Genomic DNA, 25,601 nt, shown 5'->3' on the forward strand with positions numbered 1-25,601 from the left:
TCCCGTCCGTCATCGCGGGCGGCTTCCCGCCTCCCTCACCCGTTCCCCGATCAGCCCACAAAGGAGTGGCCTCATGACCCGAATGCGAAGATCGGTCAGCTTCCTGATCCTGGCGATGACCGGAGGGGTCGTCTTCCAGGTCGCCTACCTGCGGTTCCTCTTCCTCCACGACGGCGCGGAGGCCCTGGGCCTCTCCCTGCAGCAGTACGGCACCGTCACCTCGGTGTTCGGCGCGGTCGCCGTCGTCATGTACTTCGTCGGCGGCTGGTTCGCCGACAGGTTCTCGCCGAAGCTGCTGATCGTCATCGCCATGGCGGGCACCGGCGTGCTGGACCTGTACGTCTCCACAGCGCCGGGATACCTGGCCGTGCTGATCGTGCACGTGCTCTTCGCGGTGCTCGGTATGGGGCTGTACTGGTCGGCGCTGGTGAAGTCGATCGGTCTGCTCGGCAGCGAGGGCGAGCAGGGCCGCCTGTTCGGCTTCCTCGAGGGGATCCGCGGCCTGACGACCACCATCATCGGTCTCGTCGGATCCGTGATCGTCGCGCGCGCCGTCGTGGCCAGCACCGGCGTGACGACGCTGATCCAGATCTACGGGGTCCTGGCGATCGTGCTCGCGGTCCTCGTCCTGTTCGTCGTCCACCAGGGCAAGGACCAGCTGGACAAGGCGGAGCGCCAGTCCGTCGGCCCCCGGCAGCTGCTGCGGGCGGCAGCCAACAAGTACACGTGGCTGATCGGCGGCTCCGTGATGATGATGTACTGCTTCTACACCCTGATGGGCTACCTCTCGCCGCTGCTGCAGGACGGTTTCGGCGTCGCCGCGGGCATGATCGGTGTGATCGGCGTGATCCGCACCTACGTGTTCCAGTTCCTCGCCGGCCCCGTCGGCGGCATCCTGGTCGACAAGTACTTCGGCTCCACCCCGCGGTTCCTGCGGGTCAGCTTCGTCATCGTCGGCCTCACCGCCGTCGGCTACCTCGTCCTGCCCCGGCAGGCGGGCATGCTGTGGATCGCCGTCGCCCTGATGATCATCATGAGCCTCACCGTCTTCGCGGCGCGCGGGGTGTTCTGGTCATCGGTCGGCGAGCTGGGCATCCCGGTCGCCCAGCGCGGCGGCGTGATCGGCCTCGCCTCCGGACTGGCCTACCTGCCCGACGCGTTCCTGCCGGCCGTCGCCTCGTGGTGGATCGGCGACCCCGCCAACGGCGTCCCGGCCCAGGGCGGCGGATTCTCGGCGATGTTCACCGTGCTGATCCTGGCGGCCGTGATCGGCATGGTCCTGTGCACCGTGACGATGCGGGTCCACGCCCGCGAGAGCCGGGACGCAGCCCGTGAGCCCGAACCCGAGCTCTCCTCGACGTGACCGCCGCTCCCCCACTTCGACCCCTCACCCTGAAGGACATGACCATGGACATCACGGATTTCTCGCTCGACGTCTTCTCCCTGGAGGGGAAGGTCGCGATCGTCACCGGCGGCAACTCCGGCCTCGGGCAGGCGTTCGCCCTCGCACTCGCCAAGGCCGGCGCCGACATCTTCGTGCCGAGCATCGCCGACGACGACGGCACCACCCGCTCCCTCATCGAGGCCACCGGGCGCCGCTACGAGTTCCTCGAGATCGACATCACCGGCCCCGAGGCACCGGCCCGCGTCATCCAGGACACGCTCGAGCGCCTGGGAGGCCTGGACGTGATCGTGAACTCTGCCGGCATCTCGAAGCTCGCCGGCGTCCAGGAGTTCGACCGGGAGCAGTGGGACCCCATGGTCGACCTCAACCTCACGGCACCGTTCGCCCTCTCCCAGGCAGCGGTCGAGCACTTCATCGCGCAGGGCTCCGGCAAGATCATCAACATCGCCTCGCTCTTCGCCTTCCTCGGGGGCCAGTCCTCCCCGGCCTATGCTGCGACCAAGCACGGCATCGTCGGCTTCACCAAGGCCTACAGCGACGAGCTGGCCGGGCACGGGATCCAGGTCAACGCCATCGCGCCCGGGTACTTCGCGACGGCGCTGACGGCGACGACGCGCGCGGATCCGGACGCCTCCCGCCAGATCCTCGAGCACATCCCCGCCGGCCGCTGGGGCGAGGTCTCCGACCTGATGGGCGCAGCCGTCTTCCTCGCCTCGAAGGCCTCCGACTACGTCAACGGCCACGTCCTCACCGTCGACGGCGGATACCTCGTCCGCTGAGACACCTCCCCGTCGGCCCTACTCACCGGAGCCCATAGTCCCGCCGGAGCCCGCAGCCCCGCCGCTCCCGTCGGCCCGCAGAGGCCCCGAGGCAAGCGGCCGGCATCGCCCACCAGCCCATCCCCGACCACACAGACCGCCTACGACCATCACCCCCACCCGACCCGTCGGCCCGAGCGCCGTCACCCATCGTGAGAGGACCCTCCACCCCATGATCGAATCCCGCTCGCCCCTGTCCCGCGACCAGATCCTCGACCGGCTGACCACGATCCTCGGCCCGGACCAGATCGAGACCGACGAGCACGCGCTGCAGGAATCCAGCGTCGACCGGTTCAAGAAGTACCAGTCCGTGCACGGCGTCTACAGCGCACCGCTGCCCGTCGCGATCGCCTACGCGACCTCCACCGAGGACGTCGCCGCCGTGCTCGCCTTCGCCGACGAGAACCTCATCAACATCGTCGCCCGCAGCGGACGCACCGGGACCGAGGGCGGGCTCGAGACCAGCGTGGCGGACACGATCGTCCTGGACCTCTCCCGCATGGACCAGATCCTCTCGGTCGATCCCGAGAACATGCAGGTCACCGTGCAGGCAGGGGTCACGCTGCAGACACTGGAGGACCAGCTGCGCGCCCAGGGTCTGACCACCGGCCACTCCCCGCAGTCCAAGCCGCTGGCCCAGTACGGCGGGCTGGTCTCCACCCGCAGCATCGGGCAGTTCTCCACGCTATACGGCGCGATCGAGGACATGGTCGTCGGCCTGGAGGCCGTCTTCCCCGGCGGCCGGGTCACCCGCATCAAGGCCGTGCCCCGCCGCGCCGCCGGCCCCGATATCCGCCACATCGTGATCGGCAACGAGGGCGCCCTGTCGGTCGTCACCGAGGTCACGCTGAAGGTGTTCCGCTACTACCCGGAGAACAACCGGTTCCACGGCGCCCTGGTGGAGGACATGGCCACCGGCATCGCCATGCTGCGCGAGATCATCACGAACGGTTTCCGCCCCTCGGTCGCCCGCCTGTACTCCCCCGAGGACGCGAACCAGCACTTCTCCCACTTCAGCCAGGGCAAGTGCGTCGTCGTGCTGGTCGCGGAGGGGCCCGAGGGGATCGTGCGCGCCACCAGCGAGGAGATCACGCGCGTCCTCGACCAGCACGAGCACGTGAAGGTCGACCCGTCCCTGATCGAGGCCTGGTTCGACAATCTCAACTGGGGGCCCGACAAGATCGAGGCCGAGAAGGCGGCCATGCTCGAGTCCCACCACCTGGGATACACCACGGAGGTCTCGGCCGACTGGTCCCAGGTCGTGGACCTCTACGAGTCCGTCATCCGCCGCATCCGCGAGGAGTACCCGCACGCGGGCGACCTGACGATGCTGGGCGGCCACTCCTCGCACAGCTACCAGACCGGCACGAACATGTACTTCGTCTACGACTACCGGATCGAGGCCTCCCCCGAGGAGGAGATCGAGAAGTACCACCTGCCGCTCAATGCGATCATCGTCGAGGAGGCGCTGCGTCACGGCGGCTCGATGGTCCACCATCACGGGATCGGCAAGTACCGCACCCCGTGGACGGAGCAGGAGCACGGCAGCGCCTACCCGATCCTGGCCGCTCTCAAGCAGAGCTTCGACCCGAACGGGATCATGAACAGGGGCACGATCTTCCCGGCCGACGGTGCGATCCAGCCGGCCGCCGCGCATCCGCAGGACCAGCTGGCGCAGTGGCGCCGGGGACCTGAGGGAACCGGCGGCGCGCAGGCCGCCGGGGACACCGCCGACGCGGAGAGCACCGAGGGCATGGACTGATGACGAGGTACGTGGTGGGGATCGACAACGGGTCCCAATCCTCCAAGGTCACGATCTTCGACGAGAACGGCCGCACCTGCGCGGTGGGCCGCGTGCCGCTGCCGGCGAACCACACGCCCCGCCCCGGCGTCGTCGAGTATCCCGACGACGTCCTGTGGGAGTCGATCGCCGCGGCGAGCCGGCAGGCCATCGCCGAGTTCGAGGGGGACCCGACGGAGATCGTCGGCGTCGGCCTGTGCACCATCCGGTTCTGCCGGGCCGTGCTGCGGGCCGACGGCAGTCTCGCCCAGCCGGTCCAGAGCTGGATGGATGAGCGGGTGGGCCGCCCGTACCGTCAGGAGACGGCCGAGGCCGCCTACGTCACGACCTCCTCCGGGTACATCACCCACCGGATGACCGGGAACTTCACCGACACGGTCGCGAACTACCAGGGCATGTGGCCGATCGACACCGCGGCCTGGGCCTGGTCCCAGGACGAGGCCGACTATGAGCGCACCGGCATGCCGCGCAGCTTGCTGTTCGACCTGGTCATGCCGGGAGAGGTGCTGGGGCGGCTGACGCCCCGGGCCGCCGCGGCGACCGGGCTGCCGGGCGGCGTGCCGGTGATCGCCACGGCGAACGACAAGGCGGTCGAGGCCCTCGGTGCGGGCCTGCAGGATCCCCGGTCCCTGCTGCTGTCACTGGGCACCTACATCGCGGGGATGTCCGTCGGCGAGGCCGGCGCGACCGGGTCGGAGGCGTTCTGGACGAACTTCGGGTCGCAGCCCGGCACATACCTCTACGAGAGCGGCGGCATCCGCCGCGGCATGTGGACGGTCAGCTGGTTCCGCGACCTCCTCGGCGAGGGCACCGCCCGGGAGGCCGCCGAGCGCGGCGAATCGGTCGAGGAGATGCTGGGCCGGGAGGCGCTCGAGGTGCCGGCCGGCTCGGACGGGCTGCTGACGGTCCCCGACTGGCTGGCCCCGGCCGACGTGCCTTCCCGCAAGGGCAGCGTGCTGGGGTTCGACGGGCGGCAGGGCCGCGCGCACATGTTCCGCTCGATCCTCGAGGGCATCGCCCTGACCATGAAGGAGCGGGCCGACGAGATGGCGACCGAGCTCGGCACGCGCTTCGATCAGCTGGTCATCACCGGCGGCGGGGCCTCCTCGGACCTCATGACCCAGATCCTCGCGGACGTCTTCGGGCTGGAGACCGTGCGCCTGGCCGGCGGCAGCTCCGCCGGTCGCGGTGCGGCGATCTGCGCCGCCGTCGCCACCGGGATCGTCCCCTCGTTCCGTGAGGGCGCGGAGCGCTTCGCCGTCGTGGCCGACCGCACCGCCCCTCTCGCCGAGAACGCGGAGGTGTACCGGCAGCTCGGCGCGGTCTACCGGGACGTGCGGGGCGTGACGGACCGGATCTACCGGCGCACGTGGGAGGTCGTCGGCTAGGGCTGCCGGGCGTCGGCGCCCGCCACCACACATCGAACGGCGGGGACCCTCAGCCGTCCCCTCCCCGCCAGATCCGCGACCCAGTGGTTATGGCCGCCGAGTTCCAACACACTCACGGATCCGGCGGGGCGGACCGGCCTTCCCGCGGGGCGGACCGGCCTTCCCGCGGGGCGGACCGGCCTTCCCGCGGGGTCGGCGTGCCTCCGCGCGAGGTCGGCCTGCCTTCCCGCGGGGCTGGCCGGCCTCCCAGCGGGGTCGGCGTGCCTCCGCGCGCGGCGGACCAGCACCGGATCGGCCCCGATGCTTGCGCGCGCCGAGCCGGGACCTATCATGTGCCCATCCAGTGGCCCTGCCGAACAGCGGCGTTCTCCGCGCTGGAGACCTCGTCATCGGCCTCGCGGCCGTCAGACCGGAAGCACCCTCATGCCGCCGAAGACCCAACGCCCCACTGTCGCCACCATCGCCCGCGACCTCGGCATCTCCGCCGCCACCGTGAGCTACGCCCTCAACGACAAGCCGGGGGTCAGCGCCGCGCTGCGCACCCGCGTGGTCGAGCACGCCGAGAAGGTGGGCTGGACCCCGCACTCCGGCGCCCAGGCACTGCGCCGCGGCCGCAGCGGGAACATCGGCCTCGTGCTGATCAGGGACCCGCAAGAGGTCTCCCGGGAGCCGTTCTACTCCTCGGTGACCGCGGGCATCGAGTCGGCCAGCTCGTCCCACGGCTACGAGCTGCTGATCCGCTTCGTGCGCGGCGGCCGCCACGAGGAGATCGAGGTTTTCCGCGGCTGGGCGCACCAGCGCCGCGTGGACGGCGTAGTGCTGCTGGACCTGGCGGAGGACGACCATCGCCCGGCCGTCCTGGAGTCGCTGAACCTCGACTTCGCCGTGCTCGGCCACTACACCGGCCCCGAGGACTTCGTGAAGGTCACCACCGCCGAGGCCGAGGACGCGCGCACCGTGGTCGAGCACATCGTCGCCCGCGGCTACGACGGCTGCATCCAGCTGACCGGACCGGCCGGCTACGCGCACGAGCGCCGGCGTCTGGAACTGCTGCGGCAGCTGTGCTGCGAGCAGGGCATCGCCCACACCCACGCCTCCGGCTCGTACACCATCGACGCCGGCATCGCAGCGTTCGAGCGCTCCGACCTGGCCATCAGCGAGCGGCCCGCCGTGATCGCCTCGAGCGACCTGCTCGCGATCGGGGCGCTGCGCGCGGCGCTGGCGAGGGGACTCGACGTGCCGGCCTCGCTCGGCATCGTCAGCTGGGACGACTCGCTGATCGCGGAAGTGGCCTCCCCCGGGATCACCGCCCTCTCCCGCCAGCCGTTCGACATGGGCCACCACGCCGGTGACCTGCTGGTACGGCGGATCGAAGGCGAGGCGCTCGGCGGCGCGGAGCTGCAGAACGCCCCGGCCGGCCTGGTCCCCCGGCAGTCCACCGGCGCCCCGCCGCGCACCTGATCCCGCGGACCGTGACCACGTCGTGACGTGACGCAGTTGACACCGGCACGTGCGCCGCGCAATACTCGCCGAATCGATTAAGTCCGAATCGATTAAGCAGATCCGGCCCGAAGCCCTCGGAGGGGTGAGGTGCCACCGACCCGTTCCGAGTCCCACCACCAATGACGGTGTATCTAGGAGTCCCCCGATGCGACGACGCACACTTCTGACCGCAGCCCCTCTCGCCGCCGCCGGCGTGACCGGACTCGCCGCCTGTGGCGGAGGGTCCGGAAGCGGCGGCTCCAACGAGAGCCCTGATTCCCTCACCTACTGGGCGTCCAACCAGGGCACCAGCCTCGAGCACGACAAAGAGGTGCTCACCCCGGTCCTCGAGAGGTTCGAGGAGGAGACCGGCATCTCCGTCAGCCTCGAGGTCATCGGCTGGAACGACCTCCAGACCCGTATCCAGACGGCGATCACCTCCGGGCAGGGCCCCGACGTGGTCAACATCGGCAACACCTGGGGCGTGAGCCTGCAGTCCACCGGCGGTCTGCTCGACCTCGGCGACGAGGAGTTCGAGGCGCTCGGCGGCCGCGACAAGTACGTGGAGGCGGCGCTGGCCACCGGCGGCGCCCCGGACACCGACCCCACCTCCGTGCCCCTGTACGGCCTGGCCTACGGCATGTTCTACAACGTGCGGATGTTCGAGGAGGCCGGCCTCGAGCCGCCCACCACGTGGGAGGAGATGGTCGAGGCCGCCAAGGAGCTCACCGATCCCGACAACGGCGTGTACGGCATGTCCCTGGCCGCGGGCTCCTACACGGAGAACAACCACTTCGCCTTCATCAACGCCGTCCAGAACGGCGCGGCGCTGAACACGCCCGACGGCGAGCCCTCCTTCACCGAGGACGGCGTGGTCGACGGCATCCTGCGCTACCTGGATCTGATGCAGAAGCACAAGGTCGTCAATCCCTCCAACGCCCAGTTCGACAACGGCACGATGTCGGTCACCTCGTTCGCCAACGAGGAGTCCGCGCTGATCATCAACCAGAACAACGCCCACTCCACCATCGAGTCCAACGGGATGACCCCGGACCAGTTCGCGGCGGTCCCGTTCCCCGCCCCGGAGGGCGCCGCCAGCGACTGCGCCTCGCACCTGGCCGGCATCAATCTGGCGATCATGAAGGACACCCAGAACCGCGACGGCGCACTGGAGTTCATGAAGTTCATGACCTCCCCGGAGACGCAGAAGGAGCTGGGCAAGCCCTTCGCCGCGCTGCCGGTGCTCAAGGACGGCGAGCCGACCTTCACCGAGGACACCGAGCAGGCGGAACTGTTCATGGAGATCTACGCCGAGCGGGCCGAGCCGCTGCCGCTGGTGCCGTGGGAGGACCAGTTCGAGACCTCCGTCGGCCAGGCGATGAACGACATGTTCGCCACCATCGCCACCGGCGGCACCGTCACCCGTGACGACGTCATGACGGCCATGCAGACGGCGCAGGACTCCATCCGCGCCTGAGCCCCACAGCGGCCGACGGGACACGCCCTCCCGTCGGCCGCTGCGTGCCCGCCGTCGCCAGGAAGAGAAGAGCTTCATGACCACCCTCACCGCCCCGGAGGGCTCGAAGACGCCCGCTTCGAGTCCGGAGCACCCCGCACCGCGCCGCCCGCGCCGCAACTGGTTCCCGTACCTGATCATCCTGCCCGCGGTGCTGCTCGAGCTGCTGATCCACATCGTCCCGATGGTCACCGGCTTCTGGATGAGCTTCATCGAGCTGACCAAGTTCTTCATCCGCCGCTGGGGCGAGGCCCCGTTCGTCGGCCTGGAGAACTACCAGATCTCGGTCGATCTCAGCACCCCGATCGGCCAGGGCCTGCTGAACTCCTTCGTGGTCACCGTGGGCTACACGATCCTCGTGGTGGGCATCAGCTGGGGCCTGGGCATGGCCGCGGCCGTCGCCCTGCAGCGGCCCTTCCGCGGCCGCGGGGTGTTCCGCACCCTGTTCCTGATCCCCTACGCCCTGCCGCTGTACGCGGCGGTGATCACCTGGAACTTCATGCTCCAGCGCGACACCGGCGTGGTCAACCACGTCCTGGTCGACCAGCTGGGCATCCTCGACGGCGCCCCGTTCTGGCTGATCGGCGACAACGCGTTCCTGTCGGTGGTGATCGTGGCGATCTGGCGCATGTGGCCCTTCGCGTTCCTCATGTTCATGGCGGGCCTGCAGTCCATCCCCGGGGAGCTGTACGAGGCCTCCTCGATGGACGGCGCCACCCCCTTCCGGCAGTGGCGCTCGGTGACCCTGCCGATGCTGGCACCGGTGAACCAGACCATGGTGCTGGTGATGTTCCTGTGGGTGTTCAACGACTTCAACACCCCCTATGTGCTGTTCGGGACGGCCCAGCCCCCGGCCGGCGACCTCATCAGCTTCCACATCTACAACGCCTCGTTCCTGTCCTGGGACTTCGGCGTCGGCAGCGCCATGAGCGTGCTCCTGCTGCTGTTCCTGCTGGTGGTGTCGCTGACATACCTCTACTTCACTCAGTGGAGGAAGGAGAAGAACAATGCGTGAGACCGTCGGAGAGAAGATCTTCCGCGTCATCGTGCTGGTGGGTCTGACCGTGTTCGTCGCGGTGCCGCTGTACGTCATGATCACCACCTCCATGAAGCCCCTGGGGGACGTGCAGGCCGGGTTCTCGTGGATCCCCGAGCGGATCACGTTCGAGCCCTTCGTCCAGATGTGGTCGACGGTGCCGCTGGCCCGCTACTTCATGAACTCCCTGGTCGTCACCGGGGTCGCGACCCTGTTCAGCGTGGGCGTGGCGACGTTCGCCGCCTACGCCGTCTCCCGCTGGCGGTTCCGCGGGCGCAACCCGTTCATGACCACCGTGCTGTCCACGCAGATGTTCCCCGGCGTGCTGTTCCTGCTGCCGCTGTACCTCATCTTCGTCAACATCGACGCCACCTTCGGGGTTCCGCTGGTGGGCACGCGGATCGGCCTGATCATCACGTATCTGACGTTCTCGCTGCCGTTCTCCATCTGGATGCTCGCCGGGTACTTCGACGGCATCCCCCAGGAGCTCGACCAGGCGGGCAAGGTCGACGGCGCCAGCAACATCACCATCCTGCTGCGCATCATCCTGCCGGCCGCCCGGCCCGGCATCGTGGCGGTGGCGATCTACGCGTTCATGACGGCCTGGGGCGAGGTGCTGTTCGCCTCCGTGCTGACCACGGAGGACACCCGCACCCTCGCCGTCGGCCTGCGGCAGTACGCCACCCAGACCAACGTGTACTGGAACCAGGTCCTCGCCGCCTCGCTCGCGGTGTCCATCCCCGTCGTCGCCGGCTTCCTGATGATGCAGAAGAACTTCGTCGCAGGCCTGACCGCCGGCGCCGTGAAGTGACGCGCGGGCCGGGAGCCACCCGCTCCCGGCCCCGCTCGCCCGACCACCACGACTTCCCCGAAGGAGCACCATGGAAATCTCCGTCCAGATGTACAGCGTCCGCGAGGCGCTGGCCGCCGACTACCAGGGCACCGTGGCCCGCCTGGCCGAGCTCGGCCTCCGCTGCGCCGAGCCGTTCCACCTCGTCGAGCACAAGGACGACCTGGTCGCCGCCCGCGAGCAGTTCGACATCACCTTCCCCAGCGCCCACCAAGGCTTCCTCGGCGATGTCGACTTCGACGAGGTGCTGGCAGCGGCCGGCGCCGTCGGCGTCGAGTACCTCATCGACCCGTTCTGGAACCCCGAGGACTGGAAGGACGCGGACAAGGTCCGCTCCCTCGCCCTCCGGCTGAACGAACGGGCGACCCAGGCCGAGGGCACCGGCATCCGCGTCGGCTACCACAACCACCACTTCGAACTGGCCTCCACCCTCGAGGGCCGCAGCGCCCTGGAGCTGTTCGCCGCCGAGCTGGACCCGCGCGTCATCCTCGAGGTCGACACCTACTGGGCCGCCGTCGGCGGGGCCGACGTCCCCGCACTGCTGGGTAACCTCGGCGACCGCGTCCAGCTGGTCCACCTCAAGGACGGCGACCTGGCGGAGGACCCCTCCGGCCAGCAGCCGCTCGGCGGCGGGAAGATGCCGCTGGCCGAGACCCTGAAGGCCTCCGCCGGCGTCGCCTACGGCGTCATCGAGTTCGACCAGTACGCCGGCGACATCTTCGAGGGCATCGCCGCCTCGCTCGAGTACCTCCGCAGCGCCTGAGGCCGAGACGACCCCCACCCCCACTCACGAAGGAATCCCGTGAACCTGCAGAACCCCACCGGACCCGTCGGCATCGGCATCATCGGCGCCGGCACCATCTCGGCCGAGTACCTCAAGAACCTCACGTCCTTCCCGGACGTGGCCGTGCACATCATCGGTGACCTCTACCCCGAGGCCGCCGCGACCCGCGCCGCGGAGTTCGGCGTCCCCGCCTCCGGCACCGCCCAGGACGTGCTGGACCACCCCGAGGTGGAGATCGTCATCAACCTGACGATCCCCACCGCGCACGCCGAGGTGTCCCAGTCGATCGTGGCCACCGGCAAGCACGTGTGGACCGAGAAGCCCATCACCACGATCCCGGCCGACGCCACCGCCCTGCTCGAGGCGGCCGCGAAGCACGGCGTCCGCATTGGCGGCGCCCCGGACACGGTGCTCGGCGCCGGCATCCAGACCGCGCTGCGCACCCTGCGCGACGGGTCGATCGGCGATCCGGCCAGCGCGCTGACGATCTTCCAGTCCCCCGGCCCGGAGGACTGGCACCCCAACCCCGCCTTCCTGTTCCAGGAGGGCGCTGGGCCGCTGTACGACATCGCGCCGTACTACGTCACCACCCTGGCCCTGGCCCTCGGCCCGGTCACCAGCGTCTCCGCGGTCGGCTCCAAGGCCCGCGACCAGCGCACCATCGGCTCGGGTCCGAAGGCCGGCGAGGTCTTCGACGTCACCGTGCCCACCCAGGTCTCGGCGCTGCTGCGCTTCGAGTCCGGCCAGAACGCGACCGTGCTGCTGAGCTTCGACTCCCCGCACAAGCGCGCCGGCTTCGTCGAGGTCTACGGCACCGAGGCGACCCTGACCTTCCCCGATCCCAACGTGTTCGACGGAGACTCCGCGCTGACGGTGTACCGCGGCGAGGAGCCGGCTCCGGTGCCCGCCACGGGCGCCACCACGGGTCGCGGTCTGGGCGTGCTGGAGATGGCCCGCGCGATCCGCGCCGGCGTCCCCCACCGCGCTCAGGGCGAGATCGCCGCCCACGTGCTGGACATCATGGTCGCCATCGAGACCGCCATCAGCCGCGGCGAGACGGTCACCGTGAACTCCTCGTTCACCGAGGTCGAGCCCATGCCGGCCGACTTCGACCCGTTCGCCTCGACCCTGAGCACCGCCGCGGCGACCGTCTGAGCTCCGCGCGGCTGGACGGTACTCACACGCACAGGCGCGGCTATATACATCGCGCCTGGCCGCTGGAGTACCGCTGAGCAGGATCGCCCTGGCTCGCACGGCGCACCCGCCGAGGGCCCCTGCTCCCATCCCGGGAGCAGGGGCCCTCGGCGCGACGCGGTCAGCGGGCGATCGCCCGGGTGACCTCCTCGATGCTGGTGCCGCCCTCGACCAGCATCCCGTAGATCTGCTCGTACCTCGCGGCCATCACGGGCAGGTCGAACCGCTCGAGCGCATCGCGCCGGCATTCCTGGGCACTGATCTCCCCGGAGCGCTCGATCGCGGCCGCCAGGGCCTCCACCCCGGTGGCCAGGAACCCGTTGTGCCCGTCGCGGACGATCTCCGGGACGCTGCCGCGCGGGGTCGCGATGACGGGGGTGCCGCAGGCCAGGGCCTCGGCCATGACCATCCCGAAGGGCTCCTCCCAGCGGATGGGGAAGACCAGGCACGAGGCGCGGGCGACGAGGGAACACGGGGCGACCAGCCGCGGCCATGACCCGGCACCGCCGAGGAGGCCACCCCTGCCCTGACTCCCCGGCATCGTGCGCGTTCACAGATCGCCACAACCCATACGGCCCACCACGAGGCACGGATACAGTCACCAGCGGCCACCACTGGAACCGCGACGACGAGGGCACGCCATGACCCGCAACCACCTGACCGAACGCCTCGATACCGGCACCGTCATCTGTGCCGAGGGCTTCCTCTTCGAGCTCGAACGGCGCGGCTACCTGACCGCCGGCGAGTTCGTGCCCGAGGTCGCCCTCGAGCACCCCGAGGCGCTGCGCACCCTGCACGTGGACTTCCAGCGCGCCGGCTCCGACATCGTCGAGGCCTTCACCTACAACGGTCACCGCGAGAAGATGCGGGTCATCGGCAAGGAGGACCTCCTCGAGCCCCTGAACCGGTCCGCCCTGCAGATCGCCCGCGAGGTCGCCGACGCCGTCCCGGGCAATCTCGTCGCCGGCAACATCTCCAACTCCAACATCTGGGACCCTGCGGACACCACGACGCAGCGCGAGGTCCGCGGCATGTTCGAGGAGATGGTCGGCTGGGCCGTCGAGGAAGGGGCCGACCTGATCGTCGGGGAGACCTTCTACTACGCCGAGGAGGCGCTGACCGCGCTCGAGGTCGCCAAGGCCTCCGGCCTGCCCGTGGTGATCACTCTCGCCCCGATGGCGTTCCAGGAGATGGCCGAGGGCGCCGGGATCGTCGAGACCGCACAGCGCCTCGAGCAGGCCGGGGCCGACGTGGTGGGTCTCAACTGCTTCCGCGGGCCGGCGACGATGCTGCCGTGGCTGCGCGAGATCCGCGAGGCCGTGGACTGCCACGTGGGCGCCCTGCCGATCCCGTACCGCACCACGGAGGAGGAGCCGACGTTCTTCAACCTCTCCGATCCCGCCGCGGCCGTGCCCTCCCCGCACGGGCGCACCTTCCCCACCGCCCTGGACCCCCTGCTGACCAACCGCTACGAGATCAGCGCCTTCGCCCGTGAGGCGCTGGAGCTGGGCGTGAACTACCTCGGGGTGTGCTGCGGCGCAGCCCCGATCCACATCCGGGAGGTCGCCGAGGCCGTCGGCCGCACCACCGAGGCGAGCCGCTACTCCGAGCGCATGGAGAACCACTTCATGTACGGCAGCAACGAGCGCCTCCCGGAGCATATCGTCGGCTTGGGCTCGCGCGCCTGAGCGTCGGCCCCGGACAGGTTCGGGTCCGGCCCGACGAGGCTCCAGGCTTCGCCCGAAGAGCTCTTGACTCGGCCCGACGTCGCTCGGGGCTCCGCCCGGCGCGAGGGCTTGAGCTTCCAGCGATCGCGGGCCCGAGCAGTCGATCATCGGCGCGGAATATCGGATACTGCCAGTGACCGGACACCACCGGAGGAAAGGAGCAGGACGATGACCAGCACGCCGCACGAGCACTCCCCCGAGGCCCCGCTCGAGGACGCCCTGGACCAGGAGGTCGATGCCCTGCCGGACGACGGGACCACGGACGCCCTCGGCTCCGAGGAGCTCGGCTCCGTCACCTCCGCCTACGCCGATCCAGCGGATGTCCTCGACCAGCGCCGCGAGGTCCCGCTCGACGAGGACTACGCCCCCGAGGCGACCGGTGAGGACGGCTCCGAGGACAGTGCCTTCGGGGCCGACGACGGCGCCTTCGACTCCGAGTGAACGGCGACCGACCGCAGGAGCGGGACGCCGCTCGCTGACCGGCGGGACAGTCGGCCAACCTGACCGGCGAGACCGTCGGCCCAGCTGATCGGTGGGACCGTCGGCGCACCTGATCGGCGGGACCGTCGGCCCACCTGATCGCTTGATCTCCGACCCATCGGTCATGCGTGATCTCGCCGCGTGATCGGTGACCCTCCGGGAATCGATCAGGGCGATCACGGCCCCGCTCAGCCGCCCCGGGACCCGGCCCCAGCGCCGGGGTCCCGGGGCGGCTCCTGCTGTGTCGGGGTAAGGTCGTCGTCGACACGGGGTGCCCCGCCAGGGGCTGAGATCACACCCGACGAACCTGATCGAGTTAGCGCTCGCGGAGGGATGTCATGACGTCGCACTGCGTCACTGCGTCACTGCGTCACTGCGCCGCTCGCCGCGTCGCGAGCGCGCCTCGAGGTCGGGCCCCGGGTCACCGGATCGGGAGCTCCCATCCGGACGGATCGACCGACGAGGAGAAGTCCCGATGTCCACCTCTTTCACCGACGACCTCCGTGAGGCCAGCGAACCCACCTGGACCCGAGCCGTCCAGCACCGCTTCGTGGCGGAGCTCCACGACGGGTCGATCCCCGACGAGGTGATGGCCGGATACCTGATCCAGGACCATCGCTTCCTCGACAGCTTCCTGGTGCTCCTCGGCGCCGGCATCGCCGAGGCCCCCGCGTTCGAGGCCCGGCTGCGGCTGTCGCAGTTCGTCGGCGAGGTCGCCGGGGACGAGAACACCTACTTCCTGCGCGCGTTCGAGTCCCTGGGCGTGAGCGAGCACGACCGCGCAACCGTCCCGGACACGCTGGCGACCACCGGCTTCACCACCATCTTCCGCGAAGCCGCCGAGACCCGGGACTATGCCGCGATCCTCGCCGTGCTGGTGGTCACCGAATGGCTCTACCACGACTGGGCCGCCGCCGCTCCGGACCCGCGGCCGAGCAGCTTCGTCCACTCCGAATGGATCGACCTCCACGACAACCCGGACTTCGCCGGCTTCGTGAACTTCCTGCACGCCGAGCTCGACGCAGCAGGACCCGGCAGCCCCGAGCGGGCCCGGGAGTTCTTCGAGCGCACCGTCGCCCTCGAGCTCGACTTCTTCGAGCAGTCCTACCTCCACCCGTTCACCGGGGAGGCACGATGAGCCTGTTCGACGATCTCAGGTCCGCCGCCCTGCCCGACTGGGACGATTACACCCGCCACCCGTTCGTCGAGCAGCTCGGCGCGGGCACACTGCCGCTCGCCGCATTCCAGGACTACCTGATCCAGGACTACCTGTTCCTCATCCAGTTCGCCCGGGCCAACGCGCTGGCCGCCTTCAAGAGCCGACGGCTCGAGGACATCCAGCACTCCGCCGATGCCCTCGCGACGACCCTGGCCGAGACCGATCTGCATGTGCGGCTCACCGCGAGCTGGGGCATCGATCGCTCGCAGCTGGACGCCGCACCCGAGAAGCAGGCCACCGTCGCCTACACCCGGTACGTGCTCGACTGCGGGCAGGTCGGTGACCAGCTCGACCTGAATGTGGCCCTCGCCCCGTGCGCGATCGGGTACGCCGAGATCGGGGCCCGTCTGGCTCCCCGGCTCGAGGAGCAGCCGGAGCACCCCTACCGCGACTGGATCGCCGAGTACGCGAGCGAGGAGTTCCAGCAGGCCGCGCGCGACGCCATCGCCCACCTCGACGTCCTGGCGGCGCGGTCCCTCACCGAGCAGCGATTCGAGGAGGTGGCCACGGTGTTCCGCACCGCGACCCGGCTCGAATCCGCCTTCTGGCAGCAGGCGCTGGACGGCGCCGTGGAGTGAGGGGCCACGCCGCGGCGGGCAGCCAGAAATCGGTTCCCGCCCGCCATCGAGGGTTGATACGAGGCCAGCGGCACAGTATGGTCGCACCCAAGATCAGCGGGAAACCGGTTTCTCATCGCGAGGGCGCGAGGATGATCCGCGCTCTGCCACGACATCCCCTGTGTGGTCGCCGTACCCGAGAGGCGAACCCGCTGCGATCGGACGAATGACCCCGCCGACGGCGGTCCATTCGAAGGACAGCAATCCACACTCAGGAGAGCCCGTGCTACGACGCCGACGTTTGATGCAAGCCCTGACCACCGCAGCGGTGGCTGCCCCCCTGACTGCTGTCGGCGCGACCACCGCGCAGGCGCGCCCCGAGGACCCGGCGCGAGAGACCCTGCGCGCCGGGGACGGCTGGGGGTCCGCCGGCGCCGGCACCACGGGAGGTGCCGACGCCGCCGGCGACATGGTGTTCACCGTGACGACCAAGGCCGAACTCATCTCCGCGCTCGAGCGAGCCGGCGACGAGCCCGTGATCATCACGGTCCGCGGCACGATCGACATGAACACGGGGCCCGACGGGGCTGCGCTGACGTGCGAGGACTACGCCGACCCCGCGTGGGACCTGGAGGCGTACCTCGAGGAGTACGACCCGGCCCACTACGACGGTGACCCGGAGGGACCGCTCGAGGACGCACGCGACCGTTCCCACCAGGCACAGCTGAACAGCATCCAGCTGGACCTGCCGAGCAATCTCACGCTCATCGGTGAGGACGACGCACGCCTGATCGGTGTGAGTCTGATCCTGCGCGGCGAGAACATCATCGTGAGGAACCTGGAGCTCACCGGCATGGAGAACTGCTTCCCGCAGCGCAACCAGGACGGGTGGGTCTCCGAGGGTTTCGACGTCGTCGGTCTGATCGGCGCCAAGAACGTGTGGCTCGATCACCTGACCATCGACGGACCGTATCGCGCAGGCGAGCCCAAGGAAACCATCTTCGGCGACGTGGTCCACCGGGTCGACGGCCTGCTCGACATCACCAATCAGGCAGACCTGGTCACCGTCAGCTGGAGCACGATCAGGAACGGGAGCACCTCGGTGCTGATCGGCAACAGCGACAGCAAGCCGGAGGACGAGGGCAAGCTTCGCGTGACCTTCCATCACAACCGGTTCGAGAACCTCGCCGAGCGAGCCCCACGCGTCCGCTACGGGGCTGTCCACGTCTACAACAACCTGTTCGTCATCCCCGACGCAGAGCACTTCGTCTACTCGTGGGGAGTCGGCGTGAACTCCAAGCTCTGGATCGAGGACAATGCCGTGCGTGCCGTCGACGGTGTGGCCCCCGCGGAGCTCGTGCACGCATGGGGCGGGACCGAGGTGCACATCGGCGCCACACGATTCAATGGACAGGACGTCGACCCGCTCGCCGCGTACAACGAGGTGGCCGAGGACGCGCTGGTCGAGTACCCGGGCCCGGCCCCGACCCTGTACGGCCACCGCCACCCGCTTCCCGCGGTGGAGCCCGTCGTCCGCGCCAAGGCAGGCGCGCACGGACTCTCCCGGTAAGACCCCGGGGAGCCCGCCACCGGAGGCCGGTACACGACATCTCAGGGCCGGGCCTGCCCGCAGGTATCCGACGACGTCCCACCGAGCAGGTGCTCCGGGTCAGCGCCCACCGGACTCCTGAGGACCTGCTCGGCGGGGCCGCGCCGGCCGGCCGCCGACTCAGGCCAGCAGGATGCCGGCGATCGTGGCGCTCATGAGGTTGGCGAGGGTCCCGGCGAGGATGGCCTTGATGCCCATCTGGGCGATCTCGGAACGGCGCTCGGGGGCGATCTGGCCGATGCCGCCCAGCAGGATGCCCAGGGAGCTGAAGTTCGCGAAGCCGGTCAGGCTGAAGGTGATGATCGCCGCGGACTTCTCGCTGAAACTGCCGGCCTCGGGACCGAAGTTGGTGAAGGCGACGAACTCGTTGAGCACGAGCTTCTGCCCCACGAAGCTGCCGGAGGCGACGGCCTCGCTCCACGGCACGCCCAGCATGACCATGACCGGGGCGAACACGTAACCCAGGATCTGCTCGAACGTCAGGTCACCGGCACCGAACCAGTCGCCCACCGTGCCGATCAGAAGGTTGACCAGGCCGATGAGAGAGATGAAGGCCAACAGCATCGCCCCGATCATGGCGGCGAGCTTGAGCCCGTCGCCCGCGCCACCGGCCGCGGCGTCGATGACGTTGCGGTACTGGATCTCGCCGAGGTCCTCCTCGGCGTCGTCCGTCGTCTCCTCGCCAGTGGCCCCGGCGGAGGCGTCGGACCTCGTCGCGCCGGCAGTGCCGGCAGTGCCGGAGCCGGCCGGGACCGTGCTGCTGTCTCCCGAGCGTGCCGCCCGCCGCGACTTCGCGGCGCGGCTGCTCGCGGCGACCAGCTCGGCCTCGCGAGCGACGGCATCGGGATCGTCCTCGGGCACGATGATCTTGGCCATCAGGAGGGCGCCCGGAGCGGCCATGAAGCTCGCCGCGATGAGGTATTCCAGCGGGGCGCCCAGCAGCGAGTACCCCACCAGCACCGAGCCGGCGACGGTCGAGAGCCCGCCGACCATCACCGCGAACAGGCCCGAGCGGGACAGCCGCTTGATGTAGGGGCGCACCACCAGGGGTGCCTCGGTCTGCCCCACGAAGATGTTGGCGGCGGCATTGACGGATTCGGCGTAGCTGGTTCCCAGCAGTTTGCCCAGCGCGCCGCCGAGCCAGGAGACGACCTTGGGCAGGATCTTCCAGTGGTAGAGCACCGCGGTCAGCGAGGCGAAGAAGATGATCACCGGCAGCACCTGGAAGGCGAAGACGCTCCCCTCCTCGGGCAGCACCGGCCCGAACAGGAAGGAGATGCCCTCGCCGGAGGTGTTGATCACGGCCTGGAAGCCCTCCGAGACCTTCTGCAGGGCCCACCGTCCCGGCCCCCAGTACAGGACCAGCACGCCGAACCCGACCTGGAGCGCGAGCGCCCCCAGGACGGTGCGCAGGCGGATCGCCCGGCGGTTGCTGGACAAGGCGAGAGCGATCAGCAGCAGGCCTGCCATCCCTCCGATGCCCCAGAGCAGGTCGACCATCGCTCTCACCTCACAGAAGCAGATCAGGAATATATGCCGCGGTCGCAGGCGCCAGTGTAGGGGTCGCTCGGACGTGCGCCTGCCGCGGCGGGGCCCGTACGTGGCGGTGTCCTCGTCCGGCTGCTGCCGGTACATCGTCCTGCGGCCGTAGCGTGAGGTGAAGGTCGGGTCAGGCCCGCACCCGGTCACCCCGCGCCGGCTCAGGCGAGCGCCCGGACGATCGTCACCAGCGCACCGGCGACGGCCAGGACCACCACGACTCTCATCATCGTCGGCCCGGAGAAGCGCCCGGCGAGCCGCTGGCCGACGACGGTGCCGCCCAGGATGGCTGCGATGGTCACGATCCAGCCGCCGATGCCGAACGACGGCAGGGCCCACTTCGCGGCGAGGGACACGATGCAGATCACGGCGAAGTGCGCCTGGATCGAGGCCGCGAACCCACGGTGCTCCCAGCCCGTGGCGATCGCGTAGACCGCCACGGCCGGGCCGCCGACGCCCGCGGTGACGTTCATGAAGCCCGACGCCGTGCCGAATGCCGAGCTGACCGTCATCGAGTCCTCGAGCCGTCCCGAGCGGAAGAACACGGTGACAGCGATCGCCACGAGGACCGATACCCCCACCAGCACGGCGAGCGGATCCGCCGGCAGCACCAGCAGCACGAGCGCTCCGATGCCGATGCCCACCAGGGAGAACGGCGTGAAGCGCAGCAGACGCCGCCACTGGACGTCCCGACGCAGGAGCCAGAGGTTCACGGACGAGGACACCAGTCCGCAGAGGTTCGTGACCAGGACGCCCTCGAACGCCCCGAGCGTCAGCACCAGGAAGGGAGCGACGACCAGGGCGAACCCCATGCCCGTCAGCCGCTGCAGTCCCGCCCCGACGCCGACGATCACGGCGAGCAGGGTCAGGGCGGTGAGCGTCACCCGAGCCAGCCTACGGCGGCACGGTCGCCGGGACGACGATGCGACTGTCCACCCTCCACCGGTCACACGACACCGTGCTATTGACTATGGTGTGTGGCGCACACTATCGTGTGGGCTATGAGCGATGCCTTCGAAACTCACCTGCAGGAGCTGCGGCGCGGCACGATCGTGCTCGCCTGCCTCCAGCTGTTGCGCACACCCGGATACGGCTACGGACTGCTGCTGGATCTGGAACGCCACGGCTTCGCCACGGACGCCAACACCCTCTACCCGCTGCTGCGCCGCCTCGAGAAGCAGGGCCACCTCGCCAGCGAGTGGAACACCGACGAGGCGCGCCCGCGCAAGTTCTACCGCACCTCGGCCGAGGGCATCCGCCTGGCCGAGACCCTCACCACGGAGTGGCTCGCGCTGACCGCCGCGATCACCTCCCTCACCGACGACGACCGCCCGGACCAGGAGCACTGAGATGACCACCCCAGCCACCCCGTCACTGACCCAGCGGTACATCGCCGCGACGACCAGGTCCCTCCCTCCCGGGGCGCAGGACGACGTGCGGGCCGAACTCGAGGCATCGATCGCCGACGCCGTCGAGACTCGCACCGAGCAGGGCGAGGACCCCGCCGAGGCGGAGCGCGCCGTGCTCACCGAGCTGGGCGACCCCGCGGCCCTCGCCGCCGGCTACACGGACCAGCCCTTGCAGCTCATCGGCCCGCGCCACTTCCTGGCCTGGTGGAGACTGCTGAAGCTGCTGCTGATGATCGTCCCGGCCTGCGTCGTCGGCGGCGTCGCCCTGGGGCAGGCTCTGGCCGGCGCATCGTTCGGCGACATCATCGGCGAGGCGATTCCCCTGGGGATCTCGGTGATCCTGCACCTGTGCTTCTGGGTGACCTTCGTGTTCGCCGTGCTCGAGCGCACCGGCGCGGAGGCCACCAGCACATGGGACGTCGACCAGCTGCCCGAGGCCCCCACGGACGGCACCTCCCGCAGCGAGCTCGTCGCCTCGCTGGTGTTCCTCGTCCTGAGCGCGGCCGCGCTCTTCTGGGACCGTTTCCGCGGGTTCGTGTGGACCGACGGGGAGAAGCTCGCCGTGCTGCACCCGGACCTGTGGCCCTGGGGCGTCGCTGCCCTGCTGGGGCTGATCGCACTGGAGGCCGCACTGGCCCTCGCGGTGTACGTGCGGGGGCGCTGGACGGCGGCCCTGGCCACCCTCAACTCCGCGCTGGCACTGCTGTTCGTGGGGTGGGCGCTGTCGCTGCTGGCACGCCAGGAGCTGGTGAACCCGGCTCTGGTGGACGTCATCACCCGGGAGAGCGATCTGGCACCGGGCGCGCTGCGCACCCTGGCCATCGTGACCGCGTTCGCCATCGTCGCGGTCTCGATCTGGGACATCGTCGACGGCTGGCGGAAGACCCGGCGGGACGCCCGCTGACCAGGCCCGCCACCGGGCGAAACACGCACCCAGCACAGCCCGACACCCCTGCGCCGATGTCCGGACTCCCGATCGGGCCGTGGCAAGAAGGTGTAGCTGACCCCTGCCGTCAGGCTGGCTGTGAGTCATGGAGGCGTAGCCGCGGTGTAGCCGCGTCAGGAGAGGAGAAGCCCGTGTCGATCAGCCCCGGCTATACCGAGGACGAGATCCGTGAGATGGTTTACCACTACGAGTGCCTTCCTCACGGCGCGAAGTTGGAGTGGGTGAAAGCGCAACCCTTCTCGTTAGGTGAACTTCGCCGCTGGCGCCGCTCTGTTCATGAAGGAGATCTGTCTCGAGGTTTGATTCCTCGTGATGACATCAGCCCTTCAACCTCGATCAAGGAGCGTAGGCGAATGGCGCACGAACACTCCCTTCGAAACACTGAGAAGCGAGTCTGTGAACTCGAAGACGAGAACAAGCGTCTGCGAGAGGCGAATGACGCTCTGGGAAAAGCTATCGGGCTTCTGCACAATTACANCTGAAGGACTACTTCCTGGGCGGGCGCAACCTGCCCTGGTGGGCCGTGTGCCTCTCCGTCGTCGCCACGGAGACCAGCGCCCTGACCGTCATCGGGATCCCCGTGATGAGCTACCTGGGGAACATCTCGTATCTCCAGCTCGGCATCGGCTACATCGTCGGCCGCATCGTCGTCGCGTTCGTGATGCTGCCGCGCTACTACGACGGCGAGATGGTCACCGCCTACGCCTACCTGGGCAAACGCTTCGGATCGAGCACCCAGACCACCGCCGGGGTGACGTTCCTGTTCACGCGCCTGCTGGCCGACGGGATCCGCGTGCTGGCCGCCGCGATCCCGCTGAAGGTCATCCTCGACGGGCTGGGCCTGCACACGAACTACTTCGTGATCACCGTCGTCCTCGCCGTCGTCACCATCGCCTACACGTTCATCGGCGGCATCAAGGCCGTGGTGTGGGTCGACGTGGTCCAGATGCTGCTGTACGTCGCCGGCGGCCTGCTGACCATCGTGGTGGTCACCTCCACCCTGGGCCTGGGATGGCTCGGGGACGCCGCGGAGGCCGGGAAGACGCAGATGTTCGTGCTGGCCGGCAACCCGCTCAGCGACGACGCCTCCCTGATCCCCTCCCTGCTGGGCGGCGCGATCTTCGCGATGGCCTCCCACGGCTCCGATCAACTCGTGGTCCAGCGCCTGCTGACCTGCCGCTCCAAGCTCGAGGCCCAGAAGGCCCTGATCTGGTCCGGGGTGATGGTCTTCGTGCAGTTCGCGATCTTCCTCGTCGTCGGCCTCGCCCTGTGGGGCTACTACGACCACGCCACCCCGCAGGAGATGGGCCTGACCCGCGACGACGAGGTGTTCCCGCTGTTCATCGTCGAGGGTCTGCCGACGGGCATCTCCGGGCTGCTGCTGGCCGGGATCCTCGCCGCGGCGATGTCGACCCTGTCCTCGTCGCTGTCGGCGCTGTCCTCCTCCACGGTCACCGACGTCGTGGGGCGGCTGCGTCGCACCCCGCTGACCGACCAGCAGGGGCTGCGGGTGGGCCGCTGGGCCACCATCGGCTGGGGCCTGGCCTTCATCGCCCCGGCGACCTTCTTCCGCTCCGACGAGGGCAACATCGTCGTGCTCGCCCTCGGCGTCGCCGGCATCACCTACGGCGGGCTGCTCGGCGCGTTCGTGTTCGGCATCGTCAACAAGCGGGCCGACAAGCGCGACGCCAACATCGCCTTCGTGCTCGCCGTGGCCGTCAACGCCGTCTTCTTCGTGATGGAGAAGTACGTGACCGGCGAGGTGTGGGTGGCCTGGCAGTGGTACCCGCTGCTCGGCGTCATCGTCACCTGCGTCGTCGGCGGGCTGCTCTCGCTCACCCATCCCCCGCGACCGGCACCGCTCGAGCCCGCGGGCCACGGCCCGACCGGGACCCCCGCGGCCGGTGGGCCACCGCCCGCCGATACGCCCACCTCCGAGGACAGGACCCGCTGACCATGACCACTCCACGTCCGAGCGCCCCGGAATCCACACCGCCAGGCGGCGGAGACTCCTCCGCCCTGCCGCCCACGGAGCAGAGGAATCCCCGCAGCAGCACCCTCGACGACCTGCCCACCCAGGAGGTGCTGCGGCTGCTGAACGACGAGAGCCGCCTGGCGGTGGACGCGGTCGACGCCGCCCTGCCGGACCTGGCACGACTGGTCGATGCCACGGCGGAGCGGATGCGTCGCGGCGGCACCGTGCATTACTTCGGCGCCGGCACCTCCGGGCGCCTGGGCGTGCTCGATGCCAGCGAGCTGCTGCCCACCTTCCAGCTCGAACCGGGTCGCATCGTCGGCCACATCGCCGGCGGGCCGGAGGCACTGGTCAACGCCGTGGAGAACGCCGAGGACTCCCCCGAGGCCGGACGGCGCGACGCCGAAGGGCTGGGCGCCGACGACGTGGTGATCGGGATCGCCGCGAGCGGGTCCACGCCCTACGTGCGCGGCGCCCTCGAAGCGGGCGCGGAGGCCGGGGCGCTGACCGCCCTGATCTCCAGCAACCCCCGTGCGCCGCTCGCCGAGCATGCCGAGCTGCATCTGCTGCTGGACACCGGTCCGGAGGTCGTCACCGGTTCGACCCGGCTGAAGGCGGGCACGGCGCAGAAGCTCGCGCTGAACGGCTTCTCGACGGCCACCATGATCGCCCTGGGCCGGACCTGGCAGAACCTCATGGTCTCCGTGGTGGCCACCAACGCGAAGCTGCGCGAGCGCACCGTGCGGATCCTGCGCGAGGCCGTCGGACTGGAGGACGCCGCGGCCCGGGCTCTGCTCGAGAACACCGGCGGGGATCTGAAGACCGCGATCGTCACCGCCCTGGCCGACGTCCCGGTCGATGAGGCCTCACAGCTGCTCGAGCAGCACGACGGCTCGGTGCGCGACGCGATCGCCACCGCCCAGGCCGGCTGAGCCAGGCGGGCCGGGCCCAGCTGAGCCGGGCCCTACTGGCCGGGCCCGGCTGCCCGGCTGGCTGGTTGGCTGGTTGGCGGGCTGGCTGGCTGGCAAAAAGGTGTAGCTGAGCGGCACGTGCCCCCTCCGAGAGGAGGGCACGTGCCGCTCACCCCTGCCGTCAGGCTGGCTGTGAGTCATGGAGGCGTAGCCGCGGTGTAGCCGCGAATGGCGCACGAACACTCCCTTCGAAACACTGAGAAGCGAGTCTGTGAACTCGAAGACGAGAACAAGCGTCTGCGAGAGGCGAATGACGCTCTGGGAAAAGCTATCGGGCTTCTGCACAATTACAGCGCGCAGAGGCCAGACGGCAGCCCGGAAGCGACGAGTCCCGACGGTTCCTCCACCACGAAAACCAACTCGTCAGAGAGCTGACAAGACTTTACGGTTCTCAGCGACAAGCTCTAAAGCTGACCGGCTTGGGTCGGAGCACGTGGCATTACCGGATTAACCCGCGTCCTCCCAAAGTCTCTCCCATCCATCAACGCGAGCGTCATTACCCCAATCGGGTCTCCACAGAGGAGCGCGAGGCGATCAGCTCGCGCATAGACACCGCTCGCGGCGAAGGACTCTCGGTGCAGCAGGCGTACTACAGCACCTGGGACGAGGGGCGCATGCACGGCAGCCAGAGCACCTGGCATCGCGTCGGAGGCAAGCTCACCGGTCCACCAGACGTCGGGGCCGACACTTCGAACCGCCCCCGGAACTCGAGGCAGCTACCGGTCGTCGTGGCATCTGGGCCCGGGCAGGCGTGGAGCTGGGACATCACCGAGTTGAAATCAACCTACTCCCGCATCACCTTCAAGATGTACTCGGTCATTGACATTTTCTCCCGGTATCGCATCGCGAGTCGAGTTGAGATCGACTCGGCAGGATGTCACGCCGTTGAAATGTT

22 protein-coding genes, 1 pseudogene and 1 riboswitch are annotated in these 25,601 nt (G+C 69.5%); of the genes and pseudogenes, 20 read left to right on the forward strand and 3 right to left on the reverse strand.

Annotated elements, in window-relative coordinates; translation table 11 throughout:
- The first annotated feature begins 73 nt into the window (after positions 1–73).
- The 10 genes from ACFQS2_RS03945 (at position 74) to ACFQS2_RS03990 (ending at position 12,235) form a co-directional block, all read left to right on the forward strand.
- Positions 74–1,363 (forward strand): nitrate/nitrite transporter, encoded by a 1,290-nt coding sequence (locus ACFQS2_RS03945; protein WP_377018934.1) that lies wholly within the window; start codon positions 74–76, stop codon positions 1,361–1,363.
- A gap of 44 nt (positions 1,364–1,407) precedes the next feature.
- Positions 1,408–2,184 (forward strand): SDR family oxidoreductase, encoded by a 777-nt coding sequence (locus ACFQS2_RS03950; RefSeq protein ID WP_377792799.1) that lies wholly within the window; start codon positions 1,408–1,410, stop codon positions 2,182–2,184.
- Positions 2,185–2,395: 211 nt separating this feature from the next.
- Positions 2,396–3,985, forward strand: a complete 1,590-nt coding sequence (locus ACFQS2_RS03955; RefSeq protein WP_377792800.1) for an FAD-binding oxidoreductase — start codon at positions 2,396–2,398, stop codon at positions 3,983–3,985.
- The gene (locus ACFQS2_RS03960) at positions 3,985–5,412 is read left to right on the forward strand and encodes an FGGY-family carbohydrate kinase (protein ID WP_377792801.1); all 1,428 of its coding nucleotides are present in this window, start codon (positions 3,985–3,987) and stop codon (positions 5,410–5,412) included. Before ACFQS2_RS03955 ends, ACFQS2_RS03960 begins: the two co-directional genes overlap by 1 nt.
- Before the next feature lie 423 nt (positions 5,413–5,835).
- Entirely contained in the window at positions 5,836–6,873 is a 1,038-nt protein-coding gene (locus ACFQS2_RS03965; RefSeq protein WP_377792802.1) for a LacI family DNA-binding transcriptional regulator, read from the forward strand.
- A gap of 187 nt (positions 6,874–7,060) precedes the next feature.
- Complete coding sequence (locus ACFQS2_RS03970) at positions 7,061–8,371, forward strand: ABC transporter substrate-binding protein (protein WP_377792803.1); 1,311 nt, start codon at positions 7,061–7,063, stop codon at positions 8,369–8,371.
- A gap of 76 nt (positions 8,372–8,447) precedes the next feature.
- Entirely contained in the window at positions 8,448–9,425 is a 978-nt protein-coding gene (locus tag ACFQS2_RS03975; protein ID WP_377792804.1) for a carbohydrate ABC transporter permease, read from the forward strand.
- Complete coding sequence (locus ACFQS2_RS03980; RefSeq protein WP_377792805.1) at positions 9,418–10,257, forward strand: carbohydrate ABC transporter permease; 840 nt, start codon at positions 9,418–9,420, stop codon at positions 10,255–10,257. The genes ACFQS2_RS03975 and ACFQS2_RS03980 overlap by 8 nt, the downstream gene beginning before the upstream one ends.
- Positions 10,258–10,327: 70 nt before the next feature.
- Positions 10,328–11,059: a sugar phosphate isomerase/epimerase family protein gene (locus ACFQS2_RS03985; RefSeq protein WP_377792806.1), complete on the forward strand. Its 732-nt coding sequence runs from the start codon at positions 10,328–10,330 to the stop codon at positions 11,057–11,059.
- Between the two features lie 45 nt (positions 11,060–11,104).
- Positions 11,105–12,235: a Gfo/Idh/MocA family protein gene (locus ACFQS2_RS03990; protein WP_377792821.1), complete on the forward strand. Its 1,131-nt coding sequence runs from the start codon at positions 11,105–11,107 to the stop codon at positions 12,233–12,235.
- A 160-nt stretch (positions 12,236–12,395) separates the two neighbouring features.
- Here the strand turns inward: ACFQS2_RS03990 and ACFQS2_RS03995 are convergent, their stop codons facing one another.
- Positions 12,396–12,815 (reverse strand): glycosyltransferase, encoded by a 420-nt coding sequence (locus ACFQS2_RS03995; protein WP_377792807.1) that lies wholly within the window; start codon positions 12,813–12,815, stop codon positions 12,396–12,398.
- 100 nt (positions 12,816–12,915) lie between these two features.
- Here ACFQS2_RS03995 and ACFQS2_RS04000 point away from each other — a divergent pair, with 100 nt between their 5' ends.
- From ACFQS2_RS04000 to ACFQS2_RS04020, 5 genes are all read left to right on the forward strand, one after another.
- Entirely contained in the window at positions 12,916–13,962 is a 1,047-nt protein-coding gene (locus ACFQS2_RS04000; protein ID WP_377792808.1) for a homocysteine S-methyltransferase family protein, read from the forward strand.
- A gap of 207 nt (positions 13,963–14,169) precedes the next feature.
- Positions 14,170–14,442, forward strand: coding sequence for a hypothetical protein (locus ACFQS2_RS04005; RefSeq protein WP_377018921.1), 273 nt, complete (start codon positions 14,170–14,172; stop codon positions 14,440–14,442).
- A 296-nt stretch (positions 14,443–14,738) separates the two neighbouring features.
- A riboswitch (TPP riboswitch) is annotated at positions 14,739–14,832 on the forward strand.
- Between the two features lie 124 nt (positions 14,833–14,956).
- Positions 14,957–15,619, forward strand: coding sequence for a TenA family protein (locus ACFQS2_RS04010; protein WP_377792809.1), 663 nt, complete (start codon positions 14,957–14,959; stop codon positions 15,617–15,619).
- Entirely contained in the window at positions 15,616–16,278 is a 663-nt protein-coding gene (gene tenA, locus ACFQS2_RS04015) for a thiaminase II (protein WP_377792810.1), read from the forward strand. The genes ACFQS2_RS04010 and tenA overlap by 4 nt, the downstream gene beginning before the upstream one ends.
- A gap of 307 nt (positions 16,279–16,585) precedes the next feature.
- Positions 16,586–17,827: a polysaccharide lyase family 1 protein gene (locus ACFQS2_RS04020; protein WP_377018917.1), complete on the forward strand. Its 1,242-nt coding sequence runs from the start codon at positions 16,586–16,588 to the stop codon at positions 17,825–17,827.
- 159 nt (positions 17,828–17,986) lie between these two features.
- Here the strand turns inward: ACFQS2_RS04020 and ACFQS2_RS04025 are convergent, their stop codons facing one another.
- Together ACFQS2_RS04025 and ACFQS2_RS04030 are read right to left on the reverse strand one after the other, a co-directional pair.
- The gene (locus tag ACFQS2_RS04025; protein WP_377018916.1) at positions 17,987–19,366 is read right to left on the reverse strand and encodes a NupC/NupG family nucleoside CNT transporter; all 1,380 of its coding nucleotides are present in this window, start codon (positions 19,364–19,366) and stop codon (positions 17,987–17,989) included.
- 200 nt (positions 19,367–19,566) lie between these two features.
- Positions 19,567–20,289, reverse strand: a complete 723-nt coding sequence (locus ACFQS2_RS04030; protein ID WP_377792811.1) for a TSUP family transporter — start codon at positions 20,287–20,289, stop codon at positions 19,567–19,569.
- A gap of 117 nt (positions 20,290–20,406) precedes the next feature.
- Between ACFQS2_RS04030 and ACFQS2_RS04035 the strand changes: the two genes are divergently transcribed.
- The 5 genes and pseudogenes from ACFQS2_RS04035 to ACFQS2_RS04055 form a co-directional block, all read left to right on the forward strand.
- Positions 20,407–20,754 carry a PadR family transcriptional regulator gene (locus tag ACFQS2_RS04035; RefSeq protein ID WP_377792812.1) on the forward strand — a complete coding sequence of 116 codons (348 nt, stop codon included), beginning with the start codon at positions 20,407–20,409 and terminating at the stop codon, positions 20,752–20,754.
- A 1-nt stretch (position 20,755) separates the two neighbouring features.
- Positions 20,756–21,718 (forward strand): permease prefix domain 1-containing protein, encoded by a 963-nt coding sequence (locus ACFQS2_RS04040; RefSeq protein ID WP_377792813.1) that lies wholly within the window; start codon positions 20,756–20,758, stop codon positions 21,716–21,718.
- 535 nt (positions 21,719–22,253) lie between these two features.
- Positions 22,254–23,714: a sodium:solute symporter gene (locus ACFQS2_RS04045; RefSeq protein WP_377792822.1), complete on the forward strand. Its 1,461-nt coding sequence runs from the start codon at positions 22,254–22,256 to the stop codon at positions 23,712–23,714.
- Positions 23,715–23,716: 2 nt separating this feature from the next.
- Positions 23,717–24,667 (forward strand): N-acetylmuramic acid 6-phosphate etherase, encoded by a 951-nt coding sequence (gene murQ, locus ACFQS2_RS04050; RefSeq protein WP_377792814.1) that lies wholly within the window; start codon positions 23,717–23,719, stop codon positions 24,665–24,667.
- A 614-nt stretch (positions 24,668–25,281) separates the two neighbouring features.
- A pseudogene (locus tag ACFQS2_RS04055) lies at positions 25,282–25,601 on the forward strand (hypothetical protein); the annotation flags it as partial.

Origin of the sequence: Brachybacterium sp. GCM10030267 (assembly GCF_042666875.1) — a bacterium.
Taxonomy (GTDB): Bacteria; Actinomycetota; Actinomycetes; order Actinomycetales; family Dermabacteraceae; genus Brachybacterium.

Excerpts from the sequence above, each read along its gene's own strand:
- ACFQS2_RS04000 (WP_377792808.1), top strand. The coding sequence starts at position 12,916 with ATGACCCGCAACCACCTGACCGAACGCCTCGATACCGGCACCGTCATC.
- ACFQS2_RS03960 (WP_377792801.1), top strand. The coding sequence starts at position 3,985 with ATGACGAGGTACGTGGTGGGGATCGACAACGGGTCCCAATCCTCCAAG.
- ACFQS2_RS03980 (WP_377792805.1), top strand. The coding sequence starts at position 9,418 with ATGCGTGAGACCGTCGGAGAGAAGATCTTCCGCGTCATCGTGCTGGTG.
- ACFQS2_RS03975 (WP_377792804.1), top strand. The coding sequence starts at position 8,448 with ATGACCACCCTCACCGCCCCGGAGGGCTCGAAGACGCCCGCTTCGAGT.
- ACFQS2_RS03995 (WP_377792807.1), bottom strand. The coding sequence starts at position 12,815 with ATGCCGGGGAGTCAGGGCAGGGGTGGCCTCCTCGGCGGTGCCGGGTCA.
- ACFQS2_RS04040 (WP_377792813.1), top strand. The coding sequence starts at position 20,756 with ATGACCACCCCAGCCACCCCGTCACTGACCCAGCGGTACATCGCCGCG.
- ACFQS2_RS04005 (WP_377018921.1), top strand. The coding sequence starts at position 14,170 with ATGACCAGCACGCCGCACGAGCACTCCCCCGAGGCCCCGCTCGAGGAC.
- ACFQS2_RS03955 (WP_377792800.1), top strand. The coding sequence starts at position 2,396 with ATGATCGAATCCCGCTCGCCCCTGTCCCGCGACCAGATCCTCGACCGG.
- ACFQS2_RS03970 (WP_377792803.1), top strand. The coding sequence starts at position 7,061 with ATGCGACGACGCACACTTCTGACCGCAGCCCCTCTCGCCGCCGCCGGC.
- ACFQS2_RS03950 (WP_377792799.1), top strand. The coding sequence starts at position 1,408 with ATGGACATCACGGATTTCTCGCTCGACGTCTTCTCCCTGGAGGGGAAG.
- tenA (WP_377792810.1), top strand. The coding sequence starts at position 15,616 with ATGAGCCTGTTCGACGATCTCAGGTCCGCCGCCCTGCCCGACTGGGAC.
- ACFQS2_RS04025 (WP_377018916.1), bottom strand. The coding sequence starts at position 19,366 with ATGGTCGACCTGCTCTGGGGCATCGGAGGGATGGCAGGCCTGCTGCTG.
- ACFQS2_RS03945 (WP_377018934.1), top strand. The coding sequence starts at position 74 with ATGACCCGAATGCGAAGATCGGTCAGCTTCCTGATCCTGGCGATGACC.
- ACFQS2_RS03965 (WP_377792802.1), top strand. The coding sequence starts at position 5,836 with ATGCCGCCGAAGACCCAACGCCCCACTGTCGCCACCATCGCCCGCGAC.
- ACFQS2_RS03985 (WP_377792806.1), top strand. The coding sequence starts at position 10,328 with ATGGAAATCTCCGTCCAGATGTACAGCGTCCGCGAGGCGCTGGCCGCC.
- ACFQS2_RS04035 (WP_377792812.1), top strand. The coding sequence starts at position 20,407 with ATGAGCGATGCCTTCGAAACTCACCTGCAGGAGCTGCGGCGCGGCACG.
- murQ (WP_377792814.1), top strand. The coding sequence starts at position 23,717 with ATGACCACTCCACGTCCGAGCGCCCCGGAATCCACACCGCCAGGCGGC.
- ACFQS2_RS04010 (WP_377792809.1), top strand. The coding sequence starts at position 14,957 with ATGTCCACCTCTTTCACCGACGACCTCCGTGAGGCCAGCGAACCCACC.